The 12,185-nt window shown below is 51.1% G+C and carries 16 protein-coding genes; 7 read left to right on the forward strand and 9 right to left on the reverse strand.

Features of this window, described 5'->3' with window-relative positions:
* Both ACTHUT_RS08375 and ACTHUT_RS08380 read right to left on the reverse strand, forming a co-directional pair.
* Positions 1-256 (reverse strand): BtrH N-terminal domain-containing protein (locus ACTHUT_RS08375; protein ID WP_440418728.1); only part of this gene is annotated, 256 nt, incomplete at its 3' end.
* A gap of 71 nt (positions 257-327) precedes the next feature.
* Positions 328-1,176 (reverse strand): RnfABCDGE type electron transport complex subunit B, encoded by an 849-nt coding sequence (locus tag ACTHUT_RS08380; RefSeq protein WP_440386002.1) that lies wholly within the window; start codon positions 1,174-1,176, stop codon positions 328-330.
* Positions 1,177-1,314: 138 nt separating this feature from the next.
* Here ACTHUT_RS08380 and ACTHUT_RS08385 point away from each other — a divergent pair, with 138 nt between their 5' ends.
* Complete coding sequence (locus ACTHUT_RS08385) at positions 1,315-1,782, forward strand: YchJ family protein (protein WP_440386003.1); 468 nt, start codon at positions 1,315-1,317, stop codon at positions 1,780-1,782.
* Between the two features lie 264 nt (positions 1,783-2,046).
* Here the strand turns inward: ACTHUT_RS08385 and ACTHUT_RS08390 are convergent, their stop codons facing one another.
* Positions 2,047-2,835 carry an inositol monophosphatase family protein gene (locus ACTHUT_RS08390; protein ID WP_440386004.1) on the reverse strand — a complete coding sequence of 263 codons (789 nt, stop codon included), beginning with the start codon at positions 2,833-2,835 and terminating at the stop codon, positions 2,047-2,049.
* 166 nt (positions 2,836-3,001) lie between these two features.
* On the opposite strand from ACTHUT_RS08390, the gene ACTHUT_RS08395 reads away from it, so the two are divergent.
* The 4 genes from ACTHUT_RS08395 (at position 3,002) to ACTHUT_RS08410 (ending at position 5,850) form a co-directional block, all read left to right on the forward strand.
* Complete coding sequence (locus ACTHUT_RS08395; RefSeq protein ID WP_440386005.1) at positions 3,002-3,727, forward strand: 16S rRNA (uracil(1498)-N(3))-methyltransferase; 726 nt, start codon at positions 3,002-3,004, stop codon at positions 3,725-3,727.
* Positions 3,728-3,833: 106 nt separating this feature from the next.
* On the forward strand, positions 3,834-4,124 hold the full coding sequence (locus ACTHUT_RS08400; RefSeq protein WP_003748215.1) for an acyl carrier protein: 291 nt from the start codon (positions 3,834-3,836) through the stop codon (positions 4,122-4,124).
* Positions 4,121-5,179, forward strand: coding sequence for a beta-ketoacyl synthase N-terminal-like domain-containing protein (locus tag ACTHUT_RS08405; RefSeq protein WP_440386150.1), 1,059 nt, complete (start codon positions 4,121-4,123; stop codon positions 5,177-5,179). The genes ACTHUT_RS08400 and ACTHUT_RS08405 overlap by 4 nt, the downstream gene beginning before the upstream one ends.
* Positions 5,161-5,850: a hypothetical protein gene (locus ACTHUT_RS08410; RefSeq protein ID WP_440386006.1), complete on the forward strand. Its 690-nt coding sequence runs from the start codon at positions 5,161-5,163 to the stop codon at positions 5,848-5,850. Before ACTHUT_RS08405 ends, ACTHUT_RS08410 begins: the two co-directional genes overlap by 19 nt.
* Positions 5,851-5,956: 106 nt before the next feature.
* On the opposite strand, the gene ACTHUT_RS08415 is transcribed toward ACTHUT_RS08410, so the two are convergent.
* The 4 genes from ACTHUT_RS08415 to cyaY all read right to left on the reverse strand — a co-directional run bounded on the left by ACTHUT_RS08415 (position 5,957) and on the right by cyaY (position 9,042).
* Positions 5,957-7,552 (reverse strand): hypothetical protein, encoded by a 1,596-nt coding sequence (locus tag ACTHUT_RS08415; RefSeq protein WP_440418729.1) that lies wholly within the window; start codon positions 7,550-7,552, stop codon positions 5,957-5,959.
* A 187-nt stretch (positions 7,553-7,739) separates the two neighbouring features.
* A complete protein-coding gene (gene luxS / locus ACTHUT_RS08420) occupies positions 7,740-8,246 on the reverse strand; it encodes an S-ribosylhomocysteine lyase (protein ID WP_004518928.1) in 507 nt (168 codons plus the stop codon).
* A 21-nt stretch (positions 8,247-8,267) separates the two neighbouring features.
* Entirely contained in the window at positions 8,268-8,687 is a 420-nt protein-coding gene (locus ACTHUT_RS08425; protein ID WP_314059153.1) for a DUF2251 domain-containing protein, read from the reverse strand.
* 31 nt (positions 8,688-8,718) lie between these two features.
* A complete protein-coding gene (gene cyaY / locus ACTHUT_RS08430) occupies positions 8,719-9,042 on the reverse strand; it encodes an iron donor protein CyaY (RefSeq protein WP_440386008.1) in 324 nt (107 codons plus the stop codon).
* Positions 9,043-9,092: 50 nt separating this feature from the next.
* Between cyaY and lptM the strand changes: the two genes are divergently transcribed.
* Positions 9,093-9,284: an LPS translocon maturation chaperone LptM gene (gene lptM / locus ACTHUT_RS08435; RefSeq protein WP_434061407.1), complete on the forward strand. Its 192-nt coding sequence runs from the start codon at positions 9,093-9,095 to the stop codon at positions 9,282-9,284.
* A gap of 17 nt (positions 9,285-9,301) precedes the next feature.
* Positions 9,302-10,522: a diaminopimelate decarboxylase gene (gene lysA / locus ACTHUT_RS08440; protein WP_440386009.1), complete on the forward strand. Its 1,221-nt coding sequence runs from the start codon at positions 9,302-9,304 to the stop codon at positions 10,520-10,522.
* 103 nt (positions 10,523-10,625) lie between these two features.
* Here lysA and ACTHUT_RS08445 read toward each other — a convergent pair whose 3' ends face one another.
* Together ACTHUT_RS08445 and ACTHUT_RS08450 are read right to left on the reverse strand one after the other, a co-directional pair.
* Positions 10,626-10,853: a SlyX family protein gene (locus tag ACTHUT_RS08445; RefSeq protein WP_004518924.1), complete on the reverse strand. Its 228-nt coding sequence runs from the start codon at positions 10,851-10,853 to the stop codon at positions 10,626-10,628.
* A gap of 1 nt (position 10,854) precedes the next feature.
* A partial coding sequence (locus ACTHUT_RS08450; RefSeq protein ID WP_440418730.1) for a Na+/H+ antiporter family protein occupies positions 10,855-12,185 on the reverse strand: 1,331 nt, incomplete at its 5' end.

Here is a 12,185-nt window from a genome sequence, read left to right on the forward strand (position 1 = left end):
CGGAAAATTTGCGGACGGATAATTTCAGCCCCAATGCTTTGCAGGTGTTTTTGATGATGCTGCGCGGCGCGGTACGGTAGGAAACCAGCGGCATGCCGTTTAATTTGATCAGCGGCATCCAGACAAACGTCAGTGCGTGGGCAATGCCGAAAATCATGGCTTCGTCTAAATTGTGGCCATGGTATTTGAGCAGAGTGGACATCACACCGCTTTCGCAATGGGCGGTATGCTGGTGTGGAAATTCTTGTGTGGTCATAAAGTTATTGGTTTTCGTGCAATGTTTTCAGACGGCCTGAAGTGGTCGGAATAGGTTTGTTGTTTTGGAAATCAGTGGGCTTCTTTGGCCGCTTCCTGCTCGGCTTTGTGGCGGCGCAGAAATTCGATGGCGGCGGCTTTTTCGGTTTCGTTGCCGTATTTGGCATCACGTTGAGCGCGGCGCACTTCGGCGCGTTCTTTGGCTTCTTCGATTTGGCGCGCTTTGAAGTCTTCGCGGTTGTCGGAGGAGACGAGTTTGTCCTGTTGCGATTGCGCTTTGGCCATGGCTTTGGCAATCAAATCCATGGGGTTGAATGCGGCGCTTGGTGCGGCTGTTTGGGTTTGTGCCTGTGCGGCCTGTTTGGCTTTGACGGCGGCTTCGCGTTGCGCCAGCAGGGCTTTGCGTTCGGCATCGTCGCGCTGTTTGCGCGCGGTATGGCGTTCAAAACGGCTTTGTGCGTGTTCGGCGGCGGCAAAGCGCAGTTCGGCAGAGGTGCTGAAACGGCGTGCGGACGGCAGGAAGGGCTGCGATACGGGAACCATGTCGATGCAGTCGACGGGGCAGGGGGTAACGCATAAGCCGCAGCCGGTGCATTCGTCGCTGATGACGGTGTGCATCAGTTTGGACGCGCCCATAATGGCATCGACAGGACAGGCGCGGATGCAGGTGGTACAGCCGATACAGGCGGATTCGTCAATCAGGGCCACGGCTTTGATTTGTGTTTTTGCCGGCGCGAGGTAGGGCTTGCCCAACAGGTCGGCCAGGTCTTTCATGACGGTTTCCCCACCCGGCGCGCACAGGTTTATCGGCGCTTCTCCTGCGGACAGGGCGCGCGCATAGGGTAAGCAGCCTTCATAGCCGCACTCGCGGCATTGGGTTTGCGGCAACAGGCGGCTGATGCTTTGGACGGGAATGGTCATATGGATAATCAAAATCGAAAAGGCGCATTATATCAGATTGTTGCGTTTATTTTGGCGAAACTCGCTGCGCTCGTTTTCAGACGGCCTGAGTCGGGTTTGCGTTATAATTTTGAAATAGATTTATTTGGGTAATTAGGAATGACGGCTACACTTTGCCCTTGTCAGTCGGGGCGCGTTTATGCGGAATGTTGCGCACCGTTTCATGCGTGTGAGGCGGCGGCTTCGACGGCGGAAGAGTTGATGCGCTCGCGTTACAGTGCGTATGTTTTGCAGGAAATCGACTATATCGTGGACACGACCGTCCCTGCACAGCAGAATTTGTTGGACAAGCAGGATTTGGCGGCATGGAGTCAGCAGACGCAGTGGTCGGGATTGAAGGTTATCCGTCATGTGCCGTTTGGCAAGCTGCATGCTTTGGTCGAGTTTGAGGCGTATTTTGAGGAGAATGGGCAAACCGAGTGCCATCATGAGTTGTCGGCGTTCGTGAAAATAGACGGACGTTGGTACTTTATTGATCCAACCGTTGCTTTGCCGACGATGAAACAGCCTTGTTTGTGCGGTTCGGGCAAAAAGTTTAAGGCGTGTTGCGGACAGTTTTTCAAATAGTCATGTAAACAGGCCGTCTGAACATTCAGACGGCCTGAGCTGTTTTTGCAGATAAAAAAAACCATTCATACTAAGGGAGAAGTATGAATGGCCAATACATTGCGGGAAAACGTCTTACTTGCTGCACCGCCCAAAAGGGATGAAAGAGCGGTGTTGTGTCAGCGATTAATATTTTACCGTTTTTAGTATTAAATGCTGTTAAGAAGTGAAATAATTTCAATAAGTTGCAAGATAATCGTGATTTTTTGAAGATAAACGGTATTTTTACTGATTTTCGCGAATCCATTTCACCCATTGTTTGAACAGCTCGGGTTGCAAAGCGGCGATGACGGAACGCTTGAAAACGTGCTCGCCACTCCAGAAATCATCGCCTTCCAAAGTGGTCAGGCAGCCGCCGGCTTCTTCAAAAATCAATGCGCCGGCAGCGTAGTCCCACAGCTTTTGACCGCCGTGGATGTAAATATCGTAGCGGCCGCTGGCAAGGTAGCACCAATCGAGCGTGCTGCTGCCCATGCTGCGGATTGTACCGAATGGGGCGAGGGTGTTCATGCGGCTGGCGAGTTTGCCCGAGCGCAGGTATTTGATTTCTACGCCGGCAATGGATTCGCTGAGTTTTTTTTCTACCGAACGCAGCGGCAGCGGCGTACCGTTGAGAAATGCGCCTTTGCCGCGTTCGGCGTAGAAACATTCGCCGCTGACCGGATTGTAAATCACGCCCAACTCGGTGCGCCCGTTTTTAACCAGTGCGACGGATACGGCAAAATGCGGCAAACCGTTGACGAAGTTGTTTGTGCCGTCGATGGGGTCGACAATCCACAGGCCGTCTGAATGTTCGTTCCATAAATGGGTTTGCTCCTGAACGCTCATCTCCTCGCCCAACATCGGACAATCTTCCAATAAGGGCAGGGCGGCGGCAAAAGCAGTTTGTGCGGCCAAATCTGCTTCACTCAAAACCGAACCGTCTTCCTTGCGTCGTGACGGCGTATTCAGAAAACGCGGCATGACTTCGGTTTGGGCGATGTGGCGGACGACTTTCTGTAAACGGTATAGCACGGCATATCCTTGTTTTTTGCAGTTTTGCGCGACAGTGGATTAAAATTCGGGAAGTTTTCAAATTATAGTGGATGAAAGCGAAAGCAGGCAGGAGCATATCGCTGTGTTTCAACTTCATTCATGAAATTTTAAATTTAAATTATATACATGAATAAAGCAGGAAACCATGCCCCGATTTTATGTTGATTTTGCCTTAAGCCCCGACAGCGTGGTCGAATTGCCCGATAATGTGGTGCGCCATCTGAATGTATTGCGCGTGAAAAATACGGAAGAAATCGTGTTGTTCAACGGCAATGGCAAGTCATATCCGGCTTTGCCCGAAGTTTTGGAAAAACGCCGCGCCAGCGTGCGGATTTTGCGTGAAGAGACAACGGACAACGAGTCGCCGCTGAACATTACGTTGGTGCAGGCGGTATCCGCCGCAGAGCGCATGGATTTCACTTTGCAAAAAAGCGTGGAATTGGGCGTGACGGAAATTCGCCCGGTCATCAGCGAACGCTGTGTCGTGCGCTTAAGCGGCGAGCGCGCTGAAAAGCGGGTGGCGCGTTGGCAGGAAATCGTCGTTTCGGCGTGTGAACAAAGCGGCCGCAATATTGTGCCGAAGGTTTTGCCGCTGGTGACTTATGCGCAGGCTCTGCAACAGTTGCCGCAGGAAACGGCCAAACTGTTAATGAGCTTGAACCGCGCTCAAAAGCTAAGCGATGTTCGGCCGCAATCCGGCAAAGTCGTGTTTATGGTCGGCCCAGAAGGCGGCTGGACGGAGAAGGAAGAGCAGCAGGCATTTGATGCCGGTTTTCAATCCGTTACGCTTGGCAAACGGGTGTTGCGTACCGAAACCGCCTCACTTGCGGCCATTGCCGCCATGCAGACGCTTTGGGGCGATTTTGCATAAAGTTCAGGCCGTCTGAAAACGAGCGTAGCGAGTTTCGCTAAAACGAGCGTAGCGAGTTTCTCTCAAACAAGCTGTTGCGTCATGAGATAAAAATGGGAGTTTGAAAATGTCTTACACCTTTACGCTGGCCGAGCACGAGCTGGAAGCGGAATTGAAAAAGTTAATCGTGCAAGAGGCCGATAAGGCCGACGATGTGGATATGGATGATTTCACCGACGATGCGCTTTTGTTTGGCGATGACAGTCCGGTCGGTTTGGATTCGCTTGATGCGCTGCAAATCAGCGTTGCCTTGCAACAGTATTTTCAAGTGCGCCTGCAGGGCGACCGTATGGTGCGCAAACATATGATGTGCGTACGCGATTTGGCGGCGTTTATCCGCGCGGAGCATGGCGCGTGAGTTGGGTTTGCGGTACGGCGGCCACGTCTGCCTTGAATCCGCAAACGGATTTCAGACGGCCTGACGCGGTATCTTATATGTTTTTAAACCAGCCGCAGCAGGCTGCTTATTTTCGTGCATTCGCCGGCGACAGTTTGGGGCGGAAGGAATTTGCGGATATTGCCGAACAACATTTGCGCCGAGCCGCCGAAAATGCAGGCTGGCCGTCTGAAAGCTGGCACGATGCGCCGGTGTTTATCGGTTCCAGCTCCTATGCCATCTCCGAATATGAAAACCGCTATCTTGCAGGCAATAGGGCGGAAGAAGAACACAGTCTGCTTTATCTCGCCGAAGATCTGCGCCGGCGCAGCGGCAATCGGCAGATTTTCAGTTTCGCTACTGCCTGTACTTCATCCGCCCATGCGCTCATTCAGGCGGATAATTGTTTGCGCGGCGGGATGGAGCGTGCCTTTGTACTTGGTATTGAAAACCTCAACCGGCTGACTTTGCTGCATTTTCACAGCTTGGGTTTGCTGGCCGAACACTATCAGCCTTTTGGCGGAAACGGTTTGATTTTAGGCGAAGGTGTTGCCGCACTTGCCTTATCTTCCGCTGCTCCTAAATTTTCTTCAGGCCGTCTGAAACTTATCGGACACGCCGCCAATACAGGCAATGACCTGATTCAAAGCGATGGACAAGCGCAGGAGCAAGTGATGCGACGCGCTTTGGATATTGCAGGCATCGCTCCTGAAAACATTGCAGCCGTTAAAACACACGGCATCGGCACGGCTGACAGCGATGCCGCCGAATTGGCCGCGCTGGAAAATATATTCGGTACGCTGCCGCCTTTGATGGCGTTCAAACCGCAAATCGGACACACGCTTGGCGCAACGGCAGCCCTTGAAACAGCCCTGCTTTTATCCGCTTTAAAACAAGGCAAAAGCAGCGATTATCAGGGGCGGGAAATTCGTTTTTCCGAGTACGCGGCTTTACCAAAAGGCGGCTTTTTCTGTTTGGCCAATCAGTTTGGCTTTGGCGGCAGCAACACATCTTTGGTATGGCAATGGCAACTGTAAATCCTCATATCCGCATTACCGCCGCCGTGCGTTTTGATACGGACGTCGACACCGGCGGTAAAATCCTCAAACAAACCTTAAAGCAGCAAAGCGATATAGATACCCGCCGCCTCAGCCGCTTGAGTTTGATTGCCGCGCTTGGCGCAGGGCAACTGAAGGAACAAAGCGAAATCCGTTCTGATTGCGCTGTTTTTCTCGGTACGCCGTTTTCTTCGCCATCCGTGTTTGAAAAAATGGCGGATAATGTATTGAACCATCACGCCGCGATGCCGTTTGACTTCATTGCCAATCTGCACAATTCCCCCGTTTTTCATGCCGCGCAAGCGTTAGGCACGCATGGTGCAACTTTGGTTGTTGCTGCCGACAATAATATGGATACCTGCTTTCACCCATTATTACTGGCGATGCAGTCTTTGCAAAATGGCGGTCAAGCTGCGGTTGGCTGGACATATGAGCATCAAGCAGCACATGCCGATACCCATGAAGGCAGCGTCTGGATTCTGCTTGAAGTCGGTGTAGAACAGGGTGTTCCCGTTGTGTTGAATGATGAAGGAATGCAGCCTGAGAGGCCGTCTGAAAAGCCGCAATATTATTGGCAAGATATCGCCGACTGGATAGAAAAAGTGATGGCGTGCGAGGGTAGTGATGTGAAGAAATGTACTTTAGCGTGATCGGCAAATGATTTTAGCGAAAGTATTTGTCTGTTGAATAAAAAAGTTTACGTCATTAAAAAGGCCGTCTGAAAAACTTTCAGACGGCCTTTTTCATCACAATCAATCAACGGGACATCTCGCCTTGAATCGCACGGATATTCGCTTTACGGGCATTGATGGTACGGGTCAGCTGTTGGATTTTAATTTGGTCGCCTTTTTGTTTGGCTGCATTCAGCTGTGTTTGAAGGCGGGTAATAGCGGCCTGTTCGTTGCGTACTTCGGTCTGCAATATTTGTTTGCGGGTTTCCTTAGGACTTGGCTTAGGTGCCGGCGTAACCACAGGGGCAGTGCGGATCACAGGGGCTTTATATTTGCTGTATGATGAAGCGCGTGATTTGCCCGGGCGGTTGCGCAAAATAATATTCAGACGCGGATTGGCGGCTTCGGCTGTGTTGGTTACGCTGGTAATCGGTACGTTCGGCAGAATTTTAATATCGCTGTCGTTATTTCCTTTATCCAGCAAAATGTCGGCTGCCGGTTTGTATGCTTTAGGGAAAGGTGTAGGGGCTGTGGTTTTACCATGCTCTGCCGGAGTAGAGGTTGCCGGTGTGCTTGGTTCGGATGAAGTCGTGGTAATTGGTTTGGCAGCTTGTTCTTCAGATGAATGAACAACGTCAGTCTTGTCGGCTTTGCTGCGGCTGAACTTGGCTTTGCGTCGAGAAGATGTTTTGGCATAAGTTTTGCCTTTGCGCTTAGTCTCAGCTTTGGCTGGTGTTTTATCGAGCGCTTCATCTTGAGTTGTTACCGCATGGCTATTTTGGCTAGCTGAAATTTGCGGCTGAACAGTAGGATTTTGAACAATCTCTTGTGGGATTTGAATTGCAGGTACGATAGGTTGATCAACTGTTGTTTCATTAAGAATGGCGAGGCCGTCTGAAACAGTTTTTTCGGTAGAAGCAGTAGGTTGGGCAGGGGCGACAGGAGTTGTATTGCGGACAGTAGTGTCGGCAACATAGTCTTCGGCTTTTATTGTGGGCGGCGCTTCCAGAGTAGGTGTATTGTTGGGAACGATTACGCCGTCTGCAATGGCTTTGTCGGTTGCAACGGTAGGTTGGGTTTGCGCGGCGAGCATTGGAGGAACAATAGTGTTGTCCTCTTGAACGGCAGTTGTCTGCGTTTGTACGGCAGAAGTTGTGTTGTGGGTAGCAGTATCAACAACATAGTTTTCAGGTTTTGCAACGGCTGATATTTCCAAAGCAGGCGTATTGTTGGGAACAATTACGCTGTTTGCAATGGTTTTATTTGCTGGCACAGCTTGTCGAGTTTGTGCCATCGGAATGGAAATAGGTGCAGGGATACCGTTTTCATTTCGAACAGCTATAACAGGGGTTTGTACGGCAGGCGTTACACGGGGGGTATTGATGTAGTCAGCGGCGGTAGCTTTGAATTCCGTTGTCTGTACTGTTTTTAAAACCGGCGTGTCGCTTGGAATTGTAACAGTTTTACTGCTTGCTGTTTCGGATTCGGTGAATACGTTTGGTTCTGCAGCAACGCTGCTTTCCACGGTGTTGTTTGTGTCAACTGTGCGGCAGGTATTGTTGAGTGGGTGTGATGCGTAAACAGTGATGCCTTCAACATTGCAGACATACTCGGCAGCGTTGGCGGCGGCAGGGAAGGTCAGGCTGAGGGCAATAGCGGTTTTGCAGAAAAACGGTTTCATAAAGGCAATAGAATCAGGTTGTTTTTTCAAAGTGCAATTATACTATGTACATTGTCAGCAACCGCCAACTTATTTTTAGGCGGTGTAAAACTGCGGCTGAAAGGTTGAAAATCGAAATAAAAGGTCTTAGGCCGTCTGAAATTTTCTTTCTCTTAAAGTTTCAGACGGCCTTCGTTGTCATCGCGTATTAAGCGTTCAACAGGCTTTCGTCCAATGTCAGCTCTTCGTTTTTATTGACGGCTACTTTGCGTGCCAAAACGTTTTGGGCGATTTCGTGCGCTTCGGCAAGCGAGTGCATCAAGTAGGTACCGCATTGGTATTCGTTCAACTCGGGGATTTTGCTTTGGTCTTGGACGGTCAAAACATCCTGCATCGAAGCGAGCCATGCGTCGGCCACTTTTTGCTCGTCGGGCGTACCGATGAGGCTCATGTAGAAACCAGTGCGGCAGCCCATCGGGGAAATGTCGATGATTTCGACGCCGTTGCCGTTTAAGTGGTCGCGCATAAAGCCGGCGAACAAATGCTCCAGCGTGTGAATGCCTTTTTCGGGCAGGATTTCTTTGTTGGGAATGCAAAAACGCAGGTCAAATACGGTAATGGTGTCGCCTTTGGGCGTGGTCATGGTTTTGGCCACGCGTACGGCAGGGGCGTGCATACGGGTGTGGTCAACTTTGAAACTGTCTAGTAGGGGCATTGGGGTATCCTTTTGGGTGGTTTATATGGGTTTTCTAGATAGGAGTTTGTTCAGTAATTGATCGTCCAACAGGCGGTCTTTGACTTTCAGCCATTCTCCGTGTGCTTCAGGGAAACCGTTGCGGCAATATCCTGCCTGTTCGACAAAATCAAATACAGCATGGATGTAATCATTAATGCACAATGCGGCTATGGTGCAGGCTTCGTCCCATAAGATCAAAATATGATTGGGGATATGTTTGTCGGATACATCTTCGACATTGTAGATGTGTAAGGCATCTAGAATCCCGTCTTGCGAAGCGGCATAGAAGTAACCTGTGTTGCCATCATCTTCAAAGACAACACCATAAGGGATATGCTCGAAAAATGATTCCAAAATTTGAGGCGTGCCGACAGTAAAATCTTTGATTTCGGCAGTCCGATACAGAGGTAATTGTGCCATTGGGTAACAATCTTTTATGGTAAAAATTAAATCACAATTCGGCAATATTGACTGCTTCTCCTGAAGCCGCGCTCAGTGCTTCGTTCAAAACATCGTAGAAATCCCGTCCGTCGCGTGTTGCCAGCCATTTGCCGTTTTGCTCGGCGAAATGGTAGCCGCCGCTTTTGGCGGCAATCCACAATTCTTGGTTGGGCGTGTGGCGGTTGACGATGATTTGCGTGCCGTCTTCGGCTTCGATGGTCAGGACGTTTCCGGCAAACTGGCAGTCGAAATCCCAGCCGTTTTCATCGATTTGATCTTCAATGTGTTCAAACAATTCTTCGCTCAGGTGGATGAATTCGCTTTCGGTCATCATGGCTTTTTGTGTGGTTTTTGTTTAAGATACCGAATCTTGCCACATTCGTAATGATGAAGAAAGTTTTACTGATGAAATACGGCGTATTTTTTGCAGCGGCAACAGCTCTGCTGCTCTCTGCCTGCGGCTACAAAGGCGACCTCTACCTGCCCAGAGAAGGCGACAAGGCGCGCTTCGGCGTGATTCAGACCGGCTTGAAATTCGATACGGCCAAAGAGCCGACCACTCAAACCAACGATTAAAAAAAGACTTCACAAACATGACCTTATCCTGCGAACAAATCCCTTATTCCCACCTTGCCGAGGAATTCGGCACGCCGCTTTATGTGTACAGCAAATCTGCGCTGACCGAGGCGTTTGAAAACTACCAAACCGCGTTTGCTGCTTTGAACCCGCTTGTCTGCTATGCAGTTAAAGCCAATGGCAACCTGAGCATCATCAAACACTTTGCTTCTTTGGGGAGCGGTTTTGACATTGTGTCCGGCGGTGAGTTGGCGCGTGTTTTAGCGGCAGGTGGCGATGCGGCGAAAACGATTTTTTCCGGTGTGGGTAAGAGTGAAGCAGAAATTGAGTTTGCGCTGAATGTAGGCGTGAAATGCTTCAATATGGAAAGCATTCCCGAAATCGACCGTATTCAGAAAGTTGCCGCGCGTTTGGGTAAGGTCGCTCCGGTTTCCCTGCGCGTCAATCCTGATGTCGATGCCAAAACCCATCCTTATATCTCCACCGGTTTGAAAGCCAACAAATTCGGTATTGCCTATGCCGATGCGCTTGAGGCCTATCGTCATGCTTCCCGACAAAGCCATTTGAAAATCATCGGTATCGACTGCCATATCGGCTCGCAATTGACCGACCTCAGCCCGCTCATCGAAGCCTGCGAACGTATCTTGGCCTTGGTCGACCAACTGGCAGACGAAGGCATTGTGTTGGAACACTTGGACTTGGGCGGCGGTGTCGGCATTGTTTACCAAGACGAAAATGTGCCTGATTTGGGTGCGTATGCCAAAGAAGTTCAAAAACTGATCGGTACACGCCGTCTGAAACTGGTTCTCGAGCCTGGCCGCAGCTTGGTTGGTAATGCCGGTGCGTTGTTGACGCACGTCGAGTTCGTCAAATATGGCGAAGAGAAAAACTTTGTGATGGTCGATGCGGCGATGAACGATTTGATGCGTCCGGCGCTTTATGACGCCTATCATCACATCGAAGCGGTCGAAACCAAAGACATTGAGCCTCTGACGGCCAATATCGTCGGCCCGATTTGCGAAACCGGCGACTTCCTCGGCAAAGACCGCACCATCGCCTGCGAAGAAGGGGATTTACTGCTTATCCGCAGCGCCGGTGCGTATGGTTCAAGCATGGCGAGCAACTACAACACGCGCAACCGTGCGGCGGAAGTATTGGTTGACGGCAGCGGATACAAACTTATCCGCCAACGTGAAACCGTCGAGCAGCAAATGGCCAACGAATTGGCTTGTTTGTAAGGTTGGATTGTTTAAAAGGCCGTCTGAAAGCTTGATTGACTTTCAGACGGCCTTTGCTATGAAAGAAAAGGGCATGTATCCAACACGCCCTTTTTTTAGGTTATCAATAATGCGGCGGAATCTCGTCGCGCAGGCTGTACGGTTCGCGTTCGCCGTTTGCGCCTTTGTCCTGCATCCGTTGATACAGCAGCCGCAATTGGCCTTGCTGCAAATCCAAAGCCTGCTGCATCTTGGCGATGGTGTCGTTCAAGCTGCCGATTAAGTCTTCCTGCAAGGCCGTCTGAATTTCCAGCTCGGTGACGCGGTGTTCCAATTCCTGAATATCGCTCATATTACAGCACCATCGCGGCAATCCAGCCGGCAACCATCAGCGGGATATTGTAGTGGATAAAGGTCGGGATAACCGAATCGCGGATGTGGTCGTGCTGACCGTCGGCGTTCAAACCCATGGTCGGGCCGAGCGTTGAGTCGGAAGCAGGGGAGCCCGCATCGCCCAGTGCGCCTGCCGTGCCGACGATGGCCACGGTAGCCATTGGGGAGAAACCTAAGCTGATGCATAAAGGCACATAAATCGCGGTAATAATCGGCAAGGTGGAGAAAGACGAGCCGATGCCCATGGTTACCAGCAGGCCGACAAACAGCATGGTAAAGGCGGCCATGCCTTTATTGCTTCCGAACAAAGCCATGCTGCGTTCGACCAAAGGCTGAATGTCGCCGGTCGCGTTCATGACGGCGGCGAAACCTTGTGCCGCAATCATAATAAAGCCGACCATCGCCATCATTTTAATGCCTTCGCCGAACACATCGCTGGCGGCGGAGCGGTTCATCACGCCCAACATCATAAACACGGCAAAGCCCAACATCGCGCCCAATACCAACGAGTTTTCATACAAAAGCTGGATGGCAAAGCACACGGCAATTGCCACGGCCGCTACCAAGCTGCGATAGGTTGACGGCTCTTGCTGCTGCACCGCTTCACGATTGTCTTCCGTATCGGCGGCGTTGTTTTGATAAATGCGCGGCTTGCGGTAGTGCAAAAAGGCCAGCAGCAAACCGGAGACCATGCCCAAAGCCGGAATCGCCATTGCGTGCATCACATTGATGCCGCCGGTGTCCATGCCTGCCGAGCGGATATTGCCCAACATGATGTCGTTCAAGAAGATGGCGCCGAAACCGTAAGGCAGGAACATATAAGTCGTTACCAAGCCAAACGTAATCACGCAGGCCACCAGGCGGCGGTCGAGTTTCAAACGGTTGAACACCAACAGCAGCGGCGGAATAATCATCGGGATAAACGCGATATGAATCGGCACAACGTTTTGGCTCATCACGCCCATGCACAAAATAATCGCCAACAGTAACCATTTGACCGCGCCTTCGCCTTTCGCATTGCCTTCGCCGCCGTTGAGCTTGCGGATAATCACGCCGGCGAGCTGTTGCGGCAGGCCGGAATGCGTGATGGCCATGGCAAATGCGCCGAGCATGGCATAAGACAGCGCGATTTGCGCCCCGCCTTTCAGGCCTTCGTTAAAAACAGGAATAATCCCTTGCTGCACCACATCGCCGGCCGCGTTGGTTACATTCTCCAAAGGCATACCGGCCACCAAGCCGCCGACAAACGCGCCGACAGCCAAGCTGAGCACCACATGCACGCGCGATAAAG

Source organism: Neisseria sp. P0022.S010 (genome assembly GCF_051956635.1).

Bases quoted from the DNA above. Each gene is read 5' to 3' on its own strand.
- ACTHUT_RS08415 (WP_440418729.1), bottom strand. From the start codon at position 7,552: ATGAAACCGTTTTTCTGCAAAACCGCTATTGCCCTCAGCCTGACCTTC.
- luxS (WP_004518928.1), bottom strand. From the start codon at position 8,246: ATGCCCCTACTAGACAGTTTCAAAGTTGACCACACCCGTATGCACGCC.
- ACTHUT_RS08410 (WP_440386006.1), top strand. From the start codon at position 5,161: ATGGCAATGGCAACTGTAAATCCTCATATCCGCATTACCGCCGCCGTG.
- ACTHUT_RS08385 (WP_440386003.1), top strand. From the start codon at position 1,315: ATGACGGCTACACTTTGCCCTTGTCAGTCGGGGCGCGTTTATGCGGAA.
- lysA (WP_440386009.1), top strand. From the start codon at position 9,302: ATGACCTTATCCTGCGAACAAATCCCTTATTCCCACCTTGCCGAGGAA.
- cyaY (WP_440386008.1), bottom strand. From the start codon at position 9,042: ATGATGACCGAAAGCGAATTCATCCACCTGAGCGAAGAATTGTTTGAA.
- lptM (WP_434061407.1), top strand. From the start codon at position 9,093: ATGATGAAGAAAGTTTTACTGATGAAATACGGCGTATTTTTTGCAGCG.
- ACTHUT_RS08445 (WP_004518924.1), bottom strand. From the start codon at position 10,853: ATGAGCGATATTCAGGAATTGGAACACCGCGTCACCGAGCTGGAAATT.
- ACTHUT_RS08380 (WP_440386002.1), bottom strand. From the start codon at position 1,176: ATGACCATTCCCGTCCAAAGCATCAGCCGCCTGTTGCCGCAAACCCAA.
- ACTHUT_RS08400 (WP_003748215.1), top strand. From the start codon at position 3,834: ATGTCTTACACCTTTACGCTGGCCGAGCACGAGCTGGAAGCGGAATTG.
- ACTHUT_RS08425 (WP_314059153.1), bottom strand. From the start codon at position 8,687: ATGGCACAATTACCTCTGTATCGGACTGCCGAAATCAAAGATTTTACT.
- ACTHUT_RS08395 (WP_440386005.1), top strand. From the start codon at position 3,002: ATGCCCCGATTTTATGTTGATTTTGCCTTAAGCCCCGACAGCGTGGTC.